Origin of the sequence: Paraburkholderia nodosa, assembly GCF_001718195.1 — a bacterium.
Classification (GTDB): domain Bacteria; phylum Pseudomonadota; class Gammaproteobacteria; order Burkholderiales; family Burkholderiaceae; genus Paraburkholderia; species Paraburkholderia nodosa_A.
In genome coordinates, this window is record NZ_MCNV01000001.1 from 309,064 (window position 1) to 326,405 (window position 17,342).

Genomic DNA, 17,342 nt, shown 5'->3' on the forward strand with positions numbered 1-17,342 from the left:
CTCATGCTCCTGCTGTGCGCGCAACGGCCACGCCGCGCACGGGACGGTTTTGCGGGGCAGCGGCGCTCGCCCCATGCAAGGCGGCTTCGGCCATGCCGAGCTTGCCCGCGAGTTCGACGATCGCGTCCGAGACCTGCTGCGGTGTGCACACCCCCGCGACGAAGCGGTCCGGGCGCAGCAGCACGACGGATTCGGGCAGACGGCTGAACCACTCTTTCAGGCGGCCCTGCACGTCGCCGAGCGCGAGCACGCCCTCGGGCACGTCGTCGGCGTATTCGAGCTGCACGTCGGGCTTCGCAAAGATGAAGCGGGCGCCCAGGCGCTCCCACAATGCGCGGGCTTGCGGCGTGAGGCCGAAGGTCGGGTCCGCGCCCCAGGCCAGCACGGCGAAGCCGTTGCCGATCGCGTCGTCGAGGCGCACCACGCGGCCATCGGCAAGACGCACGCGCGGCTGGATGAACATGCGGCCCACGGGCGACGCCGCGAGCGGATCGCGGCCATACGCGAGGCGGCCGATCAGCGAGTCGCGCTTCTGACTCATCAGGCCGAGCAGGCGGCCCGGCGCCGAGTTGCCCGAGCGCTCCAGCAGGCTGGCGAACCAGCCGCCCGTCTTTTGCGGCGGCGGCAGCAGCACGATGCCCGCTTCGTAGCGCGGCATCGGCTTGAAACGCATTTCCACGAAGTAACGCTTCACCGAAGGGAACACGTTCATGTAGCGCACGAACGTGTCGCGAAAGCGCGCGCCAAAGCGCGTGGTGGGCGCGAAGATATCGCCCGCCACTTCGGAGAGGTGGATCATCGAGCGCGCGTGGGCGCGACGCTCCACCGTATAGCTGTCGAGCAGGCGGCCATCAGCATGGCCCTTCGCGACCATCGCGAGCTTCCAGCCCAGGTTGTTCGCGTCGCGAATGCCGCTGTTGTAACCTTGGCCCTGCCACACCGGCATGATGTGCGCCGCGTCGCCAGCGAGCAGCACGCGGTCCACGCGGAACGTTTCGGCGAGACGCGCGTTGTGCGTGTACACACGCTTGCGGATGTAGTCGACCTTGTCGGGGTCCGCCACCACCTTGCGGATCAGCGCGGCCATGTTCTCGGGCTTCGAGAGTTCTTCTTCCGTCTCGCCCGGCATCACCATGAATTCGAAGCGGCGAATGCCGTGCGGCAGCGCAGCCGACACATACGGGCGCTGATGATCGCAATGCATATAGATATGCGGCGAGCCGATGGGGTCGTTGCGCACGTCCACCACGATCCATTGATTCGGCTTCGTCCGGCCTTCGAAGGGCACGTTCAGCGCACGGCGCACGAAGCTGTTGCCGCCGTCTGCGCCCACCAGGTACGCTGCGCGGATCGTGCGGCGCTCACCGTTCGCGTCGCTCACGTCGATCGTCACACCCTGCGTGTCCTGCTCGAATGCGTTGACCGTGTGGCCGAACAACACGTCCACGTGCTCGAAGCGCGCGAGCCCTTCATACAGCACGCGATCGGCGAGCGGCTGAATGAACGCGTTGCGGCGCGGCCAGCCGAATTCGTCGGTGCGCGGCTCGATCGAGGCGAAGCAATGGCCGTCTTTCGTGACGAAGCGCATCCAGTGGTCGGGCGTGGTATGCGGCAGCAGCGCATCGGCAAGGCCGATGGACTGGAACACGCGCAATGCTTCGTCATCCAGACCAATGGCGCGCGGGTAGTCGATGATCTGGTCGAGCTTCTCGACGAGCGTGACACTCACGCCTTGCAGGCCGAGAATATTGGCGATCATGAGGCCGACCGGACCCGCGCCGATGATGGCGACGTCGGTGGCAATCTGGCGAGGGCGGACGGTATCCGCCTCGTGGGCGAGGGGGGTGTTCATGTGTCTCCTTCTCGCGCGGCTTATGGAGCCGCTGCGGATGCTGACAGGTGGTGCCTGAAAACGGATCACCCGGGTGGACGTTTTGTCACAGCGCGGTGAATGGAAGCGAGTCTAGGTTCCGCCCGATGCGCGCTCAACATTTTTAGAGAAATGTGCATAGAATGCACACACTTGATTTTTAAGGCGTTTTTGATGACGAAGTATGCAAACGTGCGGGGACTGGCGCGCGGCCTGCAGGTCCTCCAGGCGCTCAACGCCATGGAGAACGGGCGCGCCACGAGCCAGCAGTTGAGCGAGGCAACGGGCCTGCATCGCACGACGGTGAGGCGCCTGCTGGAAACCCTGGTAGAGGAAAAGTTCGTGCGCCGCAGCGCTTCCGACGACAGCTTTCGTCTGACGATGAACGTGCGCGGCCTGAGCGAAGGCTTCACCGACGACGAGCTCATCGCGACCATCGCGCCGCCGATCATGGCGCAAATGCTCCAGCGCACCGTGTGGCCATCGGATCTCACGACGCCCGACGGCGACTCCATGGTGATCCGCGAGACCACGCACCGCTTCAGCCCGCTTTCGTTTCACCGCGCGATGGTGGGCCGCCGCCTGCCGATCCTGCTCACGGCGGCTGGCCGCGTGTACTTTGCGATGTGTCCCGAGGCCGAGCGCGAGGACATTCTCGAACTATTGCGCGCGGGGGCGGGCGGCGAGCAGCAGCAAAAACTCGCCGGCGACGCGGCCTATATCCGCAATCTCGTGCGCCAGACGCGCGCCGACGGCTTCGGCTCGAACCACGGCGACTGGGCCGACCAGCGCAAGATCGGTGCGCTCGCAACGGCCATCGAGGCGCATGGGCGCGTGCTCGCGAGCCTGAACGTGATCTACCTCGAGCAGGCCATCAATCCGGCAGAGGCCGTGCGCCGCTTCGTGCCCGAGTTGCAGCGCGCCGCGCAGGAAATGGTGACGGCACTGGAGGCGCAGGAGGACCACACGAAGCGTTAAGCTTCGTTCTCGCGCACGAGTTCGAACAACGCTTCGAGCTCCGCGGCATGCGGTTCTTTGCGCGACACCATCAGCAAGTCAATGGTGGGCGGCTCGCCTTCCAGCGGGCGCGTGCAGATCGCGCTGCTCGTGAGCGACGAGACATACGCGGGCAGGAGCGCATAGCCTAGCCCCATCCCCACGAGATTCAGATTGAGCAGAATATTGGTCGCGACCTGAGCCACCTTGCGCTCGATTCCGTGCGCCTCGCAATACGCCTCGACCACACTGTGCACCTGCCCCGAGAACTGCGGATGCGTGCTGATGAACGGCTCGCCGCTCAGCTGCGCCGGTGCGATGCGCGCTTGCTTCGCGAGCGGATGGCCGCTCGGCAGCACCACCACGAGCGGCTCGGTGAGCACGACTTCGCTGCGCAATTCAGGCGACAAAACGGGCCGCCGCATGAACGCCACGTCGATATCGCCGCGCAGCAGCGCGTCTTCCTGCTCGGCCGTCGGCAGGCTGCGCAACTCGACATTGACCTCGGGAAAGCGCAATCGCAAACGCGGCAAAATCACCGGGAAAACCCGGATCTCCGCGGCGGGCACGAAACCGATCGTCACCGTCACGCGCCCCTGCCCCACCTGGCGTGCACGCGCCACTGCCCGGTCGGCCTGCGCCACCACGAGACGCGCCTCGGCGAGAAACACCTTGCCCGCGTCGGTCAATTCCACCTTGCGGCGCGTGCGCTCGAAGAGCGGCGTGCCCACTTCGTCTTCCAGATTGCGGATCTGCTGGCTCAGCGATGGCTGCGCCGTATGCAGGCGCTGCGCCGCGCGCGTGAAGCTCAGCTCGTCGGCAACGGCAATGAAGTAGCGCAGGTGTCTCAGTTCCATGCTCGATTTATCGTTTTGAAGTCTTAGTGGCAACAAACAAAATATTTCACATCGGCAAAGCGAGCAACGATCATCCGTCTGCGTTCTCCGCCAAAAGGAGAATGCTGCCACGGAGGAGACTCGCATGTCCGCAATCATCGACATCGATGCACTCGTCGACGCGCAAAATGGCCGCGTCACGTCGTCGATCTATACCGACCCCGACATTTACGCGCTCGAACTCGAGCGCATTTTCGGCCGCTGTTGGCTCTTTCTCGCCCACGTCAGTCAAATACCGAAAGCGGGCGACTTTTTCAATACCTACATGGGCGAAGACCCCATCGTCGTGGTGCGCCAGAAGGACGGCTCGATCAAGGCCTTCCTCAATCAGTGCCGCCATCGCTCGATGCGCGTGAGCCATGCCGATTGCGGCAACACACGCGCGTTCACGTGTCCGTATCACGGCTGGTCGTACGGCGTGGACGGCGCGCTCATCGACGTGCCGCTCGAATCGCGCGCCTATCCGCAGGGCCTGTGCAAGGAGCAATGGGGCTTGCAGGAAGTCACGCGCGTGGCCGTGTACAAGGGCCTCGTGTTCGGCAACTGGGACGCGAAGGCGCCCGACCTCGAAACCTATATGGGCGACATCGCCTGGTATCTCGACGGCGTGCTCGACCGACGCGAAGGCGGCACCGAAATCGTGGGCGGCGTGCACAAGTGGGTGATCGACTGCAACTGGAAATTCCCGGCCGAGCAGTTTGCGAGCGATCAGTATCACGCACTCTTCACACACGCGTCCGCCATTGAAGTGCTCGGCGCGAAGGAAGGCGCGGCCGACAAGGCGCTGGGCGCGGGTCAAACGGCGCGCCCCGTGTGGGAGACCGCGAAAGACGCGCTGCAGTATGGCCAGGCGGGCCATGGCAGCGGATTCTTCTTCACCGAGCAGCCCGACGCGAACGTGTGGGTGGACGGCGAAGTCTCGCAGTACTTCCGCGACACCTATGCCGAAGCCGAAGCGCGCCTGGGCAAGGTGCGCGCGATGCGTCTGGCGGGCCACAACAACATGTTCCCGACGCTTTCGTGGCTCAACGGCACGGCCACGCTGCGCGTCTGGCACCCGCGCGGGCCGAACCAGGTGGAAGTGTGGGCGTTCTGTATTGCCGACAAGGCAGCGTCCGATGAAGTCAAGGCCGCCTTCGAGCGCAGCGCGACGCGCGCGTTCGGGCCCGCAGGCTTTCTCGAACAGGACGACTCGGAAAACTGGGCCGAAGTGCAGAAGGTGCTGCGCGGCAGCCGCGCACGCAAAACGAAGCTATGCCTCGAAATGGGCCTCGGCAACGAGCGCGTACGCGAAGACGGCATACCTGGTATGACGAACTACATTTTTTCGGAGACGGCGGCGCGCGGCATGTACCGGCGCTGGGCGGACCTGCTGATGGCCGAAACGTGGGACGAAGTGAACCAGCGCACCGCGCGCTACGAAGCGGAGGTGCTCAAATGAGCGAAGTCGCCGAACCGGTTTTCACGCCCGCGCGCGTGGGTCTCGAACTGCATCACGAAATCGAGCAATTCCTCTTTGACGAAGCGGCGCTGCTCGACGGCTGGCGCTTTCGCGCATGGCTCGATCTCATGGCGAAGGACATTCGCTACACCATGCGCACGACCGTCAACGCGCAAACGCGCGACCGCCGGCGCGGCGTGCAGCCGCCCACCACGTGGATCTTCAACGACACGCATTTCCAGCTCGAGCGCCGCGTGGCGCGTCTCGAAACCGGCATGGCGTGGGCGGAAGAACCGCCTTCGCGCACCCGCCATCTCGTGACGAACCTGCGAGCGTTCACCACCGAAACGCCCGGCGAATACGAGGCACACGTGAACTACGCGCTCTACCGCTCGCAGAAGGAACGCGACGAGACGTTCTACGTGGGCCGCCGCACCGACCGCGTGCGCCGCGTGGAGGGCGCGCCAGGCTGGCAGGTGTCCAACCGTGACATCACGCTGGACCAGGCGGTGCTCACTTCCCATAACCTGAGTGTGCTTTTCTGATCATGGCCCGTATTTTTGTCTGCCAGGACGACGCGTTGTCCGATGGCGAAGCGATCAAGGTGGACGGCCCGTCCGCCGCGATCGCCGTATTCAAGGTGAACGGCGAGCTTTTCGCGCTGAACGACCGCTGCTCGCACGGCAATGCTTCGATGTCCGAAGGCTATATCGAAGACGACGGCACCGTCGAATGTCCGCTGCATGCCGCACGCTTTTGTCTGAAGACCGGCACGGCCCTGTGCCAGCCTGCGACCGAAGCGCTCAAGACGTTCCCCGTCACGTGCGTTGACGGCGCGGTTTTCGTCGACGTTCCGGAGGCCGCGTAATGGGTTGGCTCGATAACGAAGTCGCGCTGATCACGGGCGGTGGCTCGGGACTCGGCCTTGCACTCCTCGAACGCTTTCTCGACGAAGGCGCGCGCGTGGCGGTGCTCGAACGTTCGGCAGAGAAAGTCGCGGCGCTGCAAGCGCGCTTCAGTGCGCAAAACGTCGTCGCCGTGCAGGGCGACGTGACCTCGTACGCCGACAACGAGCGCGCCGTGAGCGCCGCCGTCGAAGCGTTCGGCAAGCTCGACATCTTCATCGGCAACGCAGCGATCTGGGATCATGCTTCGAGCCTCGTCGATCTCTCGCCGGCGCAGCTCGACAGCGGTTATGAAGAGCTTTTCTCGATCAATGTGAAGGGCTATTTGCTCGGCGCGAAAGCGGCAGCGCGCGCGCTCATCGCGAGCGAAGGCAGCATGATCTTCACACTCTCGAACTCTTCGTTCTATCCGGGCGGCGGCGGTCCCCTGTACACGGCGAGCAAGCATGCGGCCGTGGGCATCATCCGCCAGCTGGCCTACGAACTCGCGCCCAAGGTGCGTGTGAACGGCGTCGGCCCTTGCGGTATGGCGAGCGATTTGCGCGGCCCCGCTTCGCTCGGCCAGCAGGACTTGCGCATCATGGATTCGCGTTCGCCCGAAGCGATTGCGGGGATCCTGCCGCTGCAGTTCTTCCCGCAGCCTGCGGATTTCACCGGGCCCTACGTGATGCTCGCTTCGCGCGCGAACAATCGCGTGCTGAGCGGTGTGATGATCAATGCGGACGCCGGCCTCGGCATTCGCGGCATCCGTCACGCGGCGGGCGGCCTGCATCTGTAACGGGAAACAGATCATGAACGTCTCGACTATCGTCATCGTCGGTGCGGGCCAGGCGGGCGCGCTCGCCGCCGCCGAATTGCGCCAGCAAGGCTATGCGGGCCGCGTCGTACTGATCGGCGAGGAAGCGCACGCGCCTTATGAACGGCCGCCGCTTTCGAAGGACGTGCTGCTGCAACCGCAAACGGCGCGCTGCGCGATTCACGGCGAGGGCTACTACGCGGAGCGGAACATCGAGTTGAAGCTCGGCGTGGCCGTGACCGAGTTCGACGCGCAGGCGCGCATCGTCACGCTCGCGAACGGCGAATCGATCGCCTTCGACGAACTGCTGCTCGCCACGGGCGCGCGCGTGCGGCGCTTGCCGATGCTCGACGCGCTGGGCGAGAACGTCTACACGCTGCGCACGCTGGAGGACGCGCAACGCCTTATACCCGTGCTTCAAGCGCGCAAGCGCGTGCTGCTGGTGGGCGCGGGCGTGATCGGTCTCGAACTCGCTTCGAGCGCGGTCGATCTCGGCGCGGAAGTCACCGTGATCGAACAGGCGCCGCGTGCGATGGCGCGTTGCGCTCCGCCGCTGCTCACCGAGCATCTGTGCGACGTGCATCGCGCGCGGGGGGTGACACTGCATCTGGGCTCGCCGCTCGCGTCAGCCACTCGCGAGAACGGCGAACTCGTGCTGACGCTCGAAAGCGGCACGCGCATTACCGGCGACGCGGTGATCTACGGCATCGGCGTCGAACCCGAAACCACGCTCGCTCGCAAAGCAGGCCTGCAAATCGACAACGGCATCGTGATCGACGCGCGGTGTCGCACCTCGCACGCGCACATCTACGCAGCCGGCGACGCCGCCAGCCAGTGGGACGAGGCAAGCGGCCACCACCAGCGCCGCGAAACGTGGGAGAACGCGAACCGTCAGGCGCAAACGGCGGCGCGCGCGATGCTCGGCCTCGAACCCGAAGCCTGGGAAGCGGCCTGGTTCTGGACTGATCAATGCGGCCTCAACATCCAGTTCGCGGGCGACATGACTGCGCCTGAATGGCTCACGCGTGGTTCGCTGCAAGCGCCGCCCTGCGTTCTGTTCGGCCTCGACGGCGAAGGCGCGCTGGTTGGCGCGATCACCGTGAATCAGGGTCGCGACATGCGCAGCGCCAAAGCGCTGATCGGCAAGCGCGCGCGCATCGCCCGCGAAACGCTCGCCGATCCCACGCATAACTTGCGCAACCTGGCGCGCGAATTCGCCTAGGCGCACACCCGAAAACACGGCGTTTCACCCGATTCGAGAAAAGCGCTTGCAAGCGCGCGCGAGTGTCTCTATAATTCGCGCCTCGACAGGCTCGTAGCTCAGTTGGTTAGAGCACCACCTTGACATGGTGGGGGTCGTTGGTTCGAATCCAATCGAGCCTACCAACGAACATGCAGTAAAGAAGCTGTACCTTGCAGCATCTTGTGAATGACGCATTCCCTCGCGGGTCTGCGTCATTTTCTTTTGGTGCGCGCTAATCACACACGCAGCTATCCATAGCGCACTAACGCTCGCATAGCTTTGCAGAAATCGTCAGTTCTTCTCGCGGCGCAAGCCTGCTTGAATGGACGTTCCACGTCCAGCCGAGGAGACTTTCGATGTCCGACGTTCGCACGCAGCGCCCCGCCGTTTCCGTTCCGTCTGCGCATCTGCATTCCTCCACGCAGCAACACGCCAGTACCACGCTAGACCTCCATCAGGTCGCGGGCCGCATCGGCGCGCGCATCGACGGTGTGCGTCTTCATGCCGATCTCGACAGCGCCACGTTCGACGCGATCAACGCCGCCCTGCTGCGCCACAAGGTGCTGTTCTTCCGTGGCCAGCAGCATCTCGACGATACCGCGCAGGAAGCCTTCGCGCGGCGCTTCGGCGAAACGGTCGCGCACCCTACGGTGCCCTCGGTGGAAGGCGGCAGCCTGCTGGAACTCGATTCGCTGCACGGCGCGCGCGCCAACTCGTGGCACACCGACGTCACCTTCGTCGACGCCTACCCGAAGGTCTCGATCCTGCGCGCCGTGGTGATTCCGCCGTTTGGCGGCGACACGGTGTGGGCCAATACGGCCACCGCGTACGCGCAACTGCCCGAGCCGCTGCGCGCGCTCGCCGATACGCTCTGGGCGCTCCACACCAACGCCTACGACTACGCGTCCACGCACACGAACGCGGACAGCGCGCAGCTCAAGCGTTACCGCGAAGTCTTCACGTCGAAGGTGTACGAAACCGAACATCCCGTGGTGCGCGTGCATCCGGAAACGGGCGAACGCACGCTCGTGCTCGGCCACTTCGTGCAGCGGCTCAAAGGTCTCTCGTCGTCCGATTCGGCGCATCTGCTGCAGGTGTTCCACGAGCATGTCACGCGGCTCGAAAACACGGTGCGCTGGAACTGGCAGGAAGGCGACGTCGCGATCTGGGACAACCGCGCCACGCAACACTACGCGATCAACGACTACGGCGACGCGCGCCGCATCGTCCGGCGCGCGACCGTGCGCGGCGAAGTGCCGGTGAGCATCGACGGACGCACGAGCGTGGTCGTGCGCGAGGAAGGCGCGACGCTGCAGTAGCGCCGCGTTGGCGAATCAGCGAGCCAGATCAGCGGCCCGGCGCGAAGGCGTCGCCGTCGATCGGCAACTCGCGCTCCGCCAGCAGATCGGCGAGCAGTTGCGCGCTGCCGAGCGCGAGCGTGAAGCCGAGCGCGCCGTGCCCCGTGTTGAGCCACAGGTTGCGAAAGTGCGTGGCGCCGATCACCGGCTTGCTGTCCGGCGTGGCGGGACGCATGCCGGTCCACGTCTGCATGGCGTCGTAGTCGCCGGCGTCGGGGAAGGTTTCGCGCGCCTGGCGAGTGAGCAGCGCGATGCGGGCGTCGTCGGCGTGCGGGTTCATGCCTGTGAGATCGACCATGCCTGCAATGCGCAGTCGCTCGCCAAGCGGAGCGTAGACGACCTTGTGATGCGCATCCGTGACCGAGACGCGCGGCGCGCCCTGCGCATTCGCATTGGGGAGCGTGAGGCTGTAGCCCTTGAGCGGATACACGGGCACGTGCACGCCGAGCGAGGCGAGCATCGGCTGGCTCTGAAAACCCAGGCACACCACGAAAGCGTCGGCTTCGATGTCGCCCTGCGAGGTCTGCGCGGCGACCACCCGCAGCCCTTTCGTTCGCAGTCCGGAAAACTCGGTGGCCAGTTGCAGGTTGACGCCGTCGCGCTGCGCCGCGCGTGCAAGGCCACGTGTGAACTGATCGCAGTCGGCGGCCTCTTCGCCTGGCGTTTGAATGCCGCCCACGATCTCCGCGCCGATATGCGCGAGCGCGGGTTCGAGCGCGACGCACGCCGCGCCGTCGAGTGCGTGCTGCACGCAGCCCAGCGTCGACTGGTATTGCGCCTGGCGGCGCGCAAGCGCAAACCCTTGCTCGTCGCGATACACCACGAGCTTGCCGTTGCGCACCCAGTCGAATGACAGCGCTTCGCGCTCGACCACCTCGTGCATGAGTCGCTGGCTCAAAAAGCCGAGGCCGAGCAATTCGGCCGTGGTCGCGCGACTGCGTGCGCGCGTGCACGCACGCAGGAACGCGGCGCACCAGCGCCATTGGTGCGGATCGAGCCGCGGCACGAAACGCAGTGCGGCGTCGCGCGAGAAGAGCCATTGCGGCAGCTTGGGCAGCACGGAGGGGTCCGCGAGCGGCGCGACGTAGCTGTAACTGAGCTGCCCGCCATTGGCGTGGCTCGTTTCGCGCGCCACATCGGCATGGCGCTCGACCAGCGTGACTTCGTGCCCATCGCGAGCGAGCGCGTACGCCGTGCTTACGCCAATCACCCCACCGCCTAAAACGCAAACTCGCATGATCCCTTGTTCTCTTTCGCTGACGACCAAACCCTGGCTGCCTATGCCGCCAGTCTCGCCGGGAACGATGGGGAACTCAATTGCGAATTGCGCGCGGGGTATAACCTCAGGTTAAAGCGGCCGGAGGTTGTCCTTGCAACGGCAAGGACAACCCGCCACGGCTGGCTCAGGCCAGCGCCGGCGTACTCCCGCGGGCCGCGCGCGCGTCCGCCGCAGCGGCTTGCGCCGGACGCGTACCGGCCTGCCCCGCGCCGCCCAGACTGAACACGGCCACGGCCTCGCGCAGCAGATCGGCCTGCGATTCGAGCGACTGCGCGGCCGCCGCCGCTTCCTCCACGAGCGCCGCGTTACGCTGCGTGACCTCGTCGATCTGCGCAATCGCGCGGTTCACCTGTTCGATGCCGTCGCTCTGCTCGTGCGTCGCGGTTTCGATCTCGCTCATGATCCCGCTCACGCGCGCCACCGCACTGCGCGCCTCCTCCATGGTGCGGCGCGCGTCTTCCACGAGGCGCGCGCCCGCGCCGACGGTCGCCGCCGAGGCCGCGATCAGCTCCTTGATCTCCTTGGCCGCCGTGCCCGAGCGCTGCGCGAGGCTGCGCACCTCGCTCGCCACGACCGCGAAGCCGCGGCCCTGCTCGCCCGCGCGCGCCGCCTCCACCGCCGCATTGAGCGCGAGGATGTTGGTCTGGAACGCGATGCCCTCGATGATGCCGGTGATCTCCTCCACCTTCTGAGACGAGGCCGTGATGTCGTTCATCGTCGCGTTCACGCGGGCCACCACGTCGGCGCCGCGCGTGACCGTTTCGAGCGCGGTCTGGGCGAGCCCGCTCGCTTCCTTCGCGCCGTCCGTGTTCTGGCGCACCGCCGCCGAAAGCTCCTCGATGCTCGCCGCCGTTTCTTCGAGCGCCGCCGCCTGCTGCGCCGTGCGATCCGAGAGATCGACGTTGCCCGACGCGATCTGCTTCGCGCCCTGGGTGATTTCGTGCGTGCTGCCGCGCACGCGCGAGACGGTGCCCACGAGGCCGTCGCGCATGGTCTGCAGCGCGCCCAGCAGCTGGCCCATTTCGTTCTTCGAGCGCACCCGCACGTCCACCGTGAGGTCGCCCGCGGCGATGCGCTCGAAATGGCGGATCGCATGGTTCACCGGCTTGACCACGGCGGCGGCGAGCCCCACGCGCGCGAACACGCCAATCGCCACGCCCACCACGCCGATCACGCCGAACACGATGAGCGACAGGCGAAAGCGCTGCGCGGCGGTATCGGCGTCGTGCTGCTGGCGCGTGGCCTGCCAGGTCTCGAGCGCGTCGATCGCCTTCGCGTAGGCGCCGTAGTAGCGGTCGGCGGTTTCGCCCTGGATCGTGCGGAAGGTATTGAAATCGTTGTCGACGAGCGACTTGTACTCGGGCTCGAGCGCTTGCGAGACGAGCGCCTCGCGCGCGCTGCTCACGGCCTGGGCGAGGCGCGCCTCTTCGGGGTCGTCGAACGGGCCGGCGCTGTAGCGCGCGAATTCCTTGTTCGAATTCACGAGCACCTGGTGCGCCTTGTCGAGCAAGCCGTCCGTGGCCTTGCCGACGCTGAAGAGCGTCTCGTAGCCGCCGAGCGCGAGACGCACCTGGAGCAGGCGTTCCGAACTGCTCTTGAGGGCGTCGAGCGACTGCGCGCCGCGCTGGGCGTCGTGCAGGCTGTCGTTGGTGATCTTGAGCGCGCCATACGACACGCCGATCACCGTCAGCAGAAACGCGACGAAGATACCGATGACGAGCGTTAGCCCACGGCGAATGGTGATATTTCCCAGCATGAGGTCTCCGTTGCGTTTCTTTTATCTTCCAGCCAGTGCGACTTTGCGCGGCCCACGCGTCTTCGCACCTCGTCTCGCCTAACGGCAGACGGCGCGCGGCGCTGCATAGGGGAAATCCATGATGGGCGCAGGGCTTCGCGGGATTTGGCGCAGGTTCGTCCCAATGTCTGGGAAAGCCCCGTCTGGACGGGGTTTGTGGCGATGTCTCATGGCCCAACGCGAGTCGCGAAAAGCCGCCCCGGGGGCTCGGCCAGACCGATTTGCGATTCGTGCTATCGTTTTGCTTTCATCGATTGATTTTCCTGGCGGCTTTCCGGGCTGCCCTCGCTCCCATGTCCGACCTCTCCACGCCGCTCGCGCGCGCGCCGCGCCGACTCGACTCCATCAATCCCAGGCCGCTAGGCATCGCGCTGTTGCTCGTCGCGCTCGGCGCGGTATATCTCGCGCAGACGGTGAGCGGGCGTCAGGCGGCGCTCTACGTGGTCGGCGCGCTACTCGGTATGACGCTCTATCACGCGGCGTTCGGCTTCACCTCGGCATGGCGCGTATTCATCGCCGATGGGCGCGGCGCCGGCCTGCGCGCGCAGATGGTCATGCTCGCCATCGGCGTGCTGCTGTTCTTCCCCGCGCTCGCGGCAGGTTCGCTCTTCGGCCATCCGGTCACGGGCCTCGTTTCGCCCGCGGGCACATCGGTCATCGTCGGCGCGTTCATGTTCGGTGTCGGCATGCAGCTGGGGGGCGGCTGTGCCTCGGGCACGCTCTACACCGTGGGTGGCGGCAGCACGCGCATGGTCGTGACGCTCATCGCCTTTATCGTGGGCTCCGTGGTCGCCACGGCGCACATGCCGTTCTGGACGTCGATGCCGCAATTGAAGCCGTTCTCGCTCGTGAACGCGTTCGGCGCCGCGCCGGCTATTGCGCTCAACCTCGTCGTGTTTGCGCTCATCGCCGCGCTCACCGTGCTCGTCGAGAAGCGCCGCCACGGCCGCCTCGTCAACGAACCGCGCGCGCCGCACAGCTCGCCGTGGCTGCATGGCCCGTGGCCGCTGCTCGCCGGCGCGGTCGCGCTCGCGATCCTGAATTTCGCGACGCTCGCGCTCTCGGGCCGCCCCTGGGGCGTGACCTCGGCATTCGCGCTGTGGGGCGCGAAGGGCTTCGCCACGCTCGGCATCGACGTGGCGAGCTGGAAGTACTGGATGGCCGGCTCGAACGCCGCCGCGCTCGCCGCCCCGGCAAGCCACGACGTCACCACGGTCATGGACATCGGCATCGTGCTCGGTGCAATGGCAGCGGCTTCGCTCGCGGGCCGCTACGCGCCGGTGTGGCGCATTCCGCTGCGCTCGCTCGTGGCGGCCGTGATCGGTGGGCTGCTGCTTGGCTATGGTGCGCGCCTCGCCTACGGCTGCAATATCGGCGCGTATTTCAGCGGCATCGTATCGGGCAGCCTGCACGGCTGGCTGTGGCTCGTGTGCGCGTTCGCGGGCAATGTGCTCGGCACGAAGCTGCGCCCGTGGTTCGGCCTCGAAGTCGAGCGTGTGAAGAATACGGGCTGCTGAGTGACGTACGCGGTGACGTACGCGGCGGCGCCAGTTCGAGCCGCGCAGAAATGACGAAGGGCAAGGCTTGAGCGCCTTGCCCTTTTTTACATGATCCGGCGCTTTTTACCGGTGCGCGCCTTGTCAGATATTCAGACGCGTGACCTTGGTGCCCGCCAGCGAGACGTCGGCCATCAGGCCCGCGTTGGTCAGCACGAAGGCTTCGACCGGGTGCGTGGCCGTGTTGGTGTCGACGACACCGTTCGCGCCCACGGTCACGAGCGCGACCGAAGCGTCGGCCCCCGCCGCCCAACCGTCCGTCGCGCGGAATTTGTCGAGTGCGTCCTGCGTCATGAAGGCGAAGATGAGCGCCTTCGACTGAGCGCCGGCCTGCAGGCCGAACGAGCCCGACACGGTGCTGTAGTAGCCGACCGTGGCGCCGCCCACTCGCAACGCACCCTCGCCATACTGCGCGCCGACGATGAAGCCGGCCTGCAGCACTTCGGGGAACACCAGCACGCCGCGCGACTTCGCGAGGAGTTCGTGCGAGCCTTTCACGGTCGAATACAGCCGCGAGAGGGTGCCGTCCACAGACGCGTCGATCGACTGCCGCTTGGACATGTTCTGCGACGCCGTGGAATTCGAATTCGTCGTGGTGGTGCAGCCCGCGAGCGTGAGACCGCCCGAGGCAAGGGTCACCGCCGCCGTCAGCATGAAGTTGCGTCGTTGCATTTGGTTATCTCCACACGAATGAGAGTGCGGGAAAGATTGAGCAAGCTACATGCCCGACCTCTCCGCTTCGGTTGGCCAAAGCCCGCATCGGGCGACAGCCACGTCGCCGTGGCTTGATTGTGCCCGAATTCCGTGTGAGGCGTCCGTTGGAGAACAAACCTGGACATCATGCCCACCGACGGACCGCGGATCGCCAATCAGGGTTTAGTGGCCTGCCAGGACGAGTCGGGATCGAATGCCTTGATCGCCGTTGCCGTATGCGCGCCGTTCGGCCCGAGGTTCTTCTGATAAAGCTGGCCGTCCTGGTTGATGATGAAGCTCATCACACCGGTTTTGCCGTATTGCGCCGGCCAGGCCACGAGCGCAAAACCGCCGCTCAGATCCCCGTTGTCGAGATAGCTGCGCGCGCCGCCACTGGCGTGCGGTCCCTGCGCGGTGAGAATGCGAAAGTGATAGCCGTGATACCCCTCGGTCGGCGTGATCTTCGCGTTGCCCGGCATGGCTGCCGCGAGCGGCCCAAGCGGACTTTCGGTCTCGCCCGGTTCGACCGGCCAGTACAAACCGTCGTGCGTGCCCGGCGTGCTCACGAGGCGCTGCGCATAGTGCTGCGTGAGCTTGCGATAGTCGTTCTGCGCGTCGACGTAGGCGAGCGAGGTGAGCATGGCAGCACGCTCGTTGCGGCCGATGCGGCGCGTGAGAATTTCGCTCGCGCCTTCACGCGGGTCGAAGTGCCAGCCCGTGCCCGACTGCACGATGGGGATGGGCAGCGTCCAGCCGCTGTCGCCCACCTCGACGTGAGCGCTCGCCTTGCCGGCAACCGGCGTGGCATCAGGGACGACGCGATGACCCTTCGCCCAGGCGCCAAGGTAGTCGTCGATATCGTCCTGACCGATGTTTTGCGTGGGGATGAACTCGGTGAAATCGTTGCCGAGCACACGCTTCATGGCGCCCTGGTCGTTGGTCGCGAGTGCATCGGTGAACGCGTTCGCCGCGGCTTCGGGTGTGGAGAAGACGGCCTGTGCGTAGACGGCGGCGCCGCCGAACTGGGCGGGCAGCAGTGCGGGCGCGCCAAAGAGGGCGAGTGCCGTACCGAGCGCGAGCGCGTAGTCGTGTGGCAGGCGGCGTGCGGAAATGCGGATCATTGCGAGGCTCCTCATGATATTCAACGTTATCGACGGCCGAAGTGACGTCCGCCACCCCCGCCGCCACCGCCGAACCCGCCACCACCACCATGGAAGCCGCCACCGCCTCCGCCGCCGTCGAAGCCGCCATGGCTCTGGAGCGCTTCACGGCTTTGCTGGCCGCGTTGTTGTTCGAGGCGCGCATTGGAGCCATCGCCCGCGCCGCGTAACGCGTTGTCGCGATTCATGCTCTGCGCGCGGTTGTTGAGGTCGTTCGCGCGGTTCGCGTTTTGCGCGCCGTTCTGCCCGCGGTTACCCAGTTCATTGCCGCGGTTGGCGTTTTGCGCGCCGTTTTGCGCGCGGTTGTTGAGCCCGTTGCCGCCGTTGGCATTCGGCCGGCCGCCTTCCTGGATGCCCTGGAGTCTTTGCTGGGCATTGCCGCTCATGTTCTGGCCGGTGCGGTTCTGCAGGGTCTCCATAGCCTGCGAGCGCGACTGGTCGTAGCCCCGGTACTGGTTGCGCTGGCCGTTCAGGTTCGCGTTGTTGTAGTTCTGGCGGCGCTCGACATTGGCGTTGCGATTCCAGTTCGCCGTGCCGTTGTTCGAGTTGATGCGGTTGTTGACGTTGATGTTGTTGTAGCGATTGACGTTGATGTTCACGTCGTGGTTGTTCCAGTTGAAGCCGCCCCACAACGAATTCGCGACCGCGATGCCGGCACCGAACGCGAGCCCGCCGACGAACCCCGACGCAATGGCGTAGCCCGGAGGCGGTGGCATATACACGGGCGGATAGGCCGGATACGGCCATACGCCAAAAACCACCGTGGGGTTATAGGTCGGCACGTACACCACCTGCGGATTCGCAGGCTCGATCACGATGGTCTGCGTGGTCGAAGTGCTCGAGGCCGGCTGGACCACGACCTTTTGCTGCTCATTGGACTTGAGGTTGCCCGCCTTCTGCGCCTGCACGCGCAGGCGCTGCACCGAGTCCATCACGTCGTTGGGCTGCGCGAGAAACGCCTTGCCGATCTGCTGGACCCAGTCGGGCTTCGAAGCCATGGTTTCGAGCACCTGCGGGAACGCTACGAGCGATTGCACGCTCGGGTCCCACGGCTGCGAGGCGACGGCCTTCACTGCGTCGTCGCCCTTGAGGTTCGGGTTGGACTTTGTCCACGCGGCGGCAGCGGACACGTCTTGCGGGAACGTGGCGGCCATGAGGACCTGCGCGAGCAACGCGTCGGGATAGAGCGCGATGGGCGCGGTGAGGGAATCGAGCTGCTGATTCGAAAGATGCGCCGCGTTCTGCGCAAGCGCGGCAGTGGGCCCGAGCGGCCCCACGAAGAGCGGCGCGCCCGCGAGTGTGGCACACACGAGCCAGGCAAGACGCTGGCTTGCACCGGATGTTTTCACGTTAT

General features: G+C 65.9%; 15 protein-coding genes and 1 tRNA gene. 9 read left to right on the forward strand and 7 right to left on the reverse strand.

Annotated features, from left to right (window positions below; genetic code table 11):
* Position 1 precedes the first annotated feature (1 nt).
* Entirely contained in the window at positions 2–1,852 is a 1,851-nt protein-coding gene (locus BFD71_RS01285; RefSeq protein WP_069261471.1) for a bifunctional 3-(3-hydroxy-phenyl)propionate/3-hydroxycinnamic acid hydroxylase, read from the reverse strand.
* Positions 1,853–2,044: 192 nt separating this feature from the next.
* Here BFD71_RS01285 and BFD71_RS01290 point away from each other — a divergent pair, with 192 nt between their 5' ends.
* Positions 2,045–2,848 (forward strand): DNA-binding transcriptional regulator, encoded by an 804-nt coding sequence (locus BFD71_RS01290; protein WP_069261472.1) that lies wholly within the window; start codon positions 2,045–2,047, stop codon positions 2,846–2,848.
* Here BFD71_RS01290 and hcaR read toward each other — a convergent pair.
* A complete protein-coding gene (gene hcaR, locus BFD71_RS01295; protein ID WP_069261473.1) occupies positions 2,845–3,723 on the reverse strand; it encodes a DNA-binding transcriptional regulator HcaR in 879 nt (292 codons plus the stop codon). The two genes, BFD71_RS01290 and hcaR, sit on opposite strands and share 4 nt — an antisense overlap.
* Before the next feature lie 124 nt (positions 3,724–3,847).
* Here hcaR and hcaE point away from each other — a divergent pair, with 124 nt between their 5' ends.
* The 7 genes from hcaE (at position 3,848) to BFD71_RS01330 (ending at position 9,466) form a co-directional block, all read left to right on the forward strand.
* Positions 3,848–5,203, forward strand: a complete 1,356-nt coding sequence (gene hcaE, locus BFD71_RS01300) for a 3-phenylpropionate/cinnamic acid dioxygenase subunit alpha (protein WP_069261474.1) — start codon at positions 3,848–3,850, stop codon at positions 5,201–5,203.
* On the forward strand, positions 5,200–5,748 hold the full coding sequence (hcaF, locus tag BFD71_RS01305; RefSeq protein ID WP_069261475.1) for a 3-phenylpropionate/cinnamic acid dioxygenase subunit beta: 549 nt from the start codon (positions 5,200–5,202) through the stop codon (positions 5,746–5,748). The genes hcaE and hcaF overlap by 4 nt, the downstream gene beginning before the upstream one ends.
* Before the next feature lie 2 nt (positions 5,749–5,750).
* Positions 5,751–6,071, forward strand: a complete 321-nt coding sequence (hcaC, locus tag BFD71_RS01310; protein WP_069261476.1) for a 3-phenylpropionate/cinnamic acid dioxygenase ferredoxin subunit — start codon at positions 5,751–5,753, stop codon at positions 6,069–6,071.
* The gene (hcaB, locus tag BFD71_RS01315; protein ID WP_069261477.1) at positions 6,071–6,886 is read left to right on the forward strand and encodes a 3-phenylpropionate-dihydrodiol/cinnamic acid-dihydrodiol dehydrogenase; all 816 of its coding nucleotides are present in this window, start codon (positions 6,071–6,073) and stop codon (positions 6,884–6,886) included. The genes hcaC and hcaB overlap by 1 nt, the downstream gene beginning before the upstream one ends.
* A gap of 13 nt (positions 6,887–6,899) precedes the next feature.
* The gene (hcaD, locus tag BFD71_RS01320; RefSeq protein WP_069261478.1) at positions 6,900–8,126 is read left to right on the forward strand and encodes a 3-phenylpropionate/cinnamic acid dioxygenase ferredoxin--NAD(+) reductase subunit; all 1,227 of its coding nucleotides are present in this window, start codon (positions 6,900–6,902) and stop codon (positions 8,124–8,126) included.
* A gap of 87 nt (positions 8,127–8,213) precedes the next feature.
* Positions 8,214–8,290, forward strand: a tRNA-Val gene (locus BFD71_RS01325).
* A 213-nt stretch (positions 8,291–8,503) separates the two neighbouring features.
* Positions 8,504–9,466 carry a TauD/TfdA dioxygenase family protein gene (locus tag BFD71_RS01330; RefSeq protein WP_069261479.1) on the forward strand — a complete coding sequence of 321 codons (963 nt, stop codon included), beginning with the start codon at positions 8,504–8,506 and terminating at the stop codon, positions 9,464–9,466.
* 28 nt (positions 9,467–9,494) lie between these two features.
* On the opposite strand, the gene BFD71_RS01335 is transcribed toward BFD71_RS01330, so the two are convergent.
* The gene (locus BFD71_RS01335; RefSeq protein WP_069261480.1) at positions 9,495–10,742 is read right to left on the reverse strand and encodes a D-amino acid dehydrogenase; all 1,248 of its coding nucleotides are present in this window, start codon (positions 10,740–10,742) and stop codon (positions 9,495–9,497) included.
* 166 nt (positions 10,743–10,908) lie between these two features.
* Positions 10,909–12,540, reverse strand: coding sequence for a methyl-accepting chemotaxis protein (locus BFD71_RS01340; protein ID WP_069261481.1), 1,632 nt, complete (start codon positions 12,538–12,540; stop codon positions 10,909–10,911).
* A gap of 332 nt (positions 12,541–12,872) precedes the next feature.
* Here BFD71_RS01340 and BFD71_RS01345 point away from each other — a divergent pair, with 332 nt between their 5' ends.
* The gene (locus tag BFD71_RS01345; RefSeq protein WP_069261482.1) at positions 12,873–14,096 is read left to right on the forward strand and encodes a YeeE/YedE family protein; all 1,224 of its coding nucleotides are present in this window, start codon (positions 12,873–12,875) and stop codon (positions 14,094–14,096) included.
* A 123-nt stretch (positions 14,097–14,219) separates the two neighbouring features.
* On the opposite strand, the gene BFD71_RS01350 is transcribed toward BFD71_RS01345, so the two are convergent.
* The 3 genes from BFD71_RS01350 to BFD71_RS01360 form a co-directional block, all read right to left on the reverse strand.
* A complete protein-coding gene (locus tag BFD71_RS01350; protein WP_069261483.1) occupies positions 14,220–14,807 on the reverse strand; it encodes a BPSL1445 family SYLF domain-containing lipoprotein in 588 nt (195 codons plus the stop codon).
* Between the two features lie 197 nt (positions 14,808–15,004).
* Positions 15,005–15,949, reverse strand: a complete 945-nt coding sequence (locus BFD71_RS01355) for a DUF2950 domain-containing protein (RefSeq protein WP_083244988.1) — start codon at positions 15,947–15,949, stop codon at positions 15,005–15,007.
* 26 nt (positions 15,950–15,975) lie between these two features.
* Positions 15,976–17,337: a DUF3300 domain-containing protein gene (locus tag BFD71_RS01360; RefSeq protein WP_069261484.1), complete on the reverse strand. Its 1,362-nt coding sequence runs from the start codon at positions 17,335–17,337 to the stop codon at positions 15,976–15,978.
* Between the last annotated feature and the right edge of the window lie 5 nt (positions 17,338–17,342).

Bases quoted from the DNA above. Each gene is read 5' to 3' on its own strand.
- hcaR (WP_069261473.1), bottom strand. From the start codon at position 3,723: ATGGAACTGAGACACCTGCGCTACTTCATTGCCGTTGCCGACGAGCTG.
- hcaD (WP_069261478.1), top strand. From the start codon at position 6,900: ATGAACGTCTCGACTATCGTCATCGTCGGTGCGGGCCAGGCGGGCGCG.
- BFD71_RS01345 (WP_069261482.1), top strand. From the start codon at position 12,873: ATGTCCGACCTCTCCACGCCGCTCGCGCGCGCGCCGCGCCGACTCGAC.
- BFD71_RS01340 (WP_069261481.1), bottom strand. From the start codon at position 12,540: ATGCTGGGAAATATCACCATTCGCCGTGGGCTAACGCTCGTCATCGGT.
- hcaC (WP_069261476.1), top strand. From the start codon at position 5,751: ATGGCCCGTATTTTTGTCTGCCAGGACGACGCGTTGTCCGATGGCGAA.
- hcaF (WP_069261475.1), top strand. From the start codon at position 5,200: ATGAGCGAAGTCGCCGAACCGGTTTTCACGCCCGCGCGCGTGGGTCTC.
- BFD71_RS01285 (WP_069261471.1), bottom strand. From the start codon at position 1,852: ATGAACACCCCCCTCGCCCACGAGGCGGATACCGTCCGCCCTCGCCAG.
- BFD71_RS01350 (WP_069261483.1), bottom strand. From the start codon at position 14,807: ATGCAACGACGCAACTTCATGCTGACGGCGGCGGTGACCCTTGCCTCG.
- hcaE (WP_069261474.1), top strand. From the start codon at position 3,848: ATGTCCGCAATCATCGACATCGATGCACTCGTCGACGCGCAAAATGGC.
- BFD71_RS01330 (WP_069261479.1), top strand. From the start codon at position 8,504: ATGTCCGACGTTCGCACGCAGCGCCCCGCCGTTTCCGTTCCGTCTGCG.
- BFD71_RS01290 (WP_069261472.1), top strand. From the start codon at position 2,045: ATGACGAAGTATGCAAACGTGCGGGGACTGGCGCGCGGCCTGCAGGTC.
- BFD71_RS01335 (WP_069261480.1), bottom strand. From the start codon at position 10,742: ATGCGAGTTTGCGTTTTAGGCGGTGGGGTGATTGGCGTAAGCACGGCG.
- BFD71_RS01355 (WP_083244988.1), bottom strand. From the start codon at position 15,949: ATGATCCGCATTTCCGCACGCCGCCTGCCACACGACTACGCGCTCGCG.
- hcaB (WP_069261477.1), top strand. From the start codon at position 6,071: ATGGGTTGGCTCGATAACGAAGTCGCGCTGATCACGGGCGGTGGCTCG.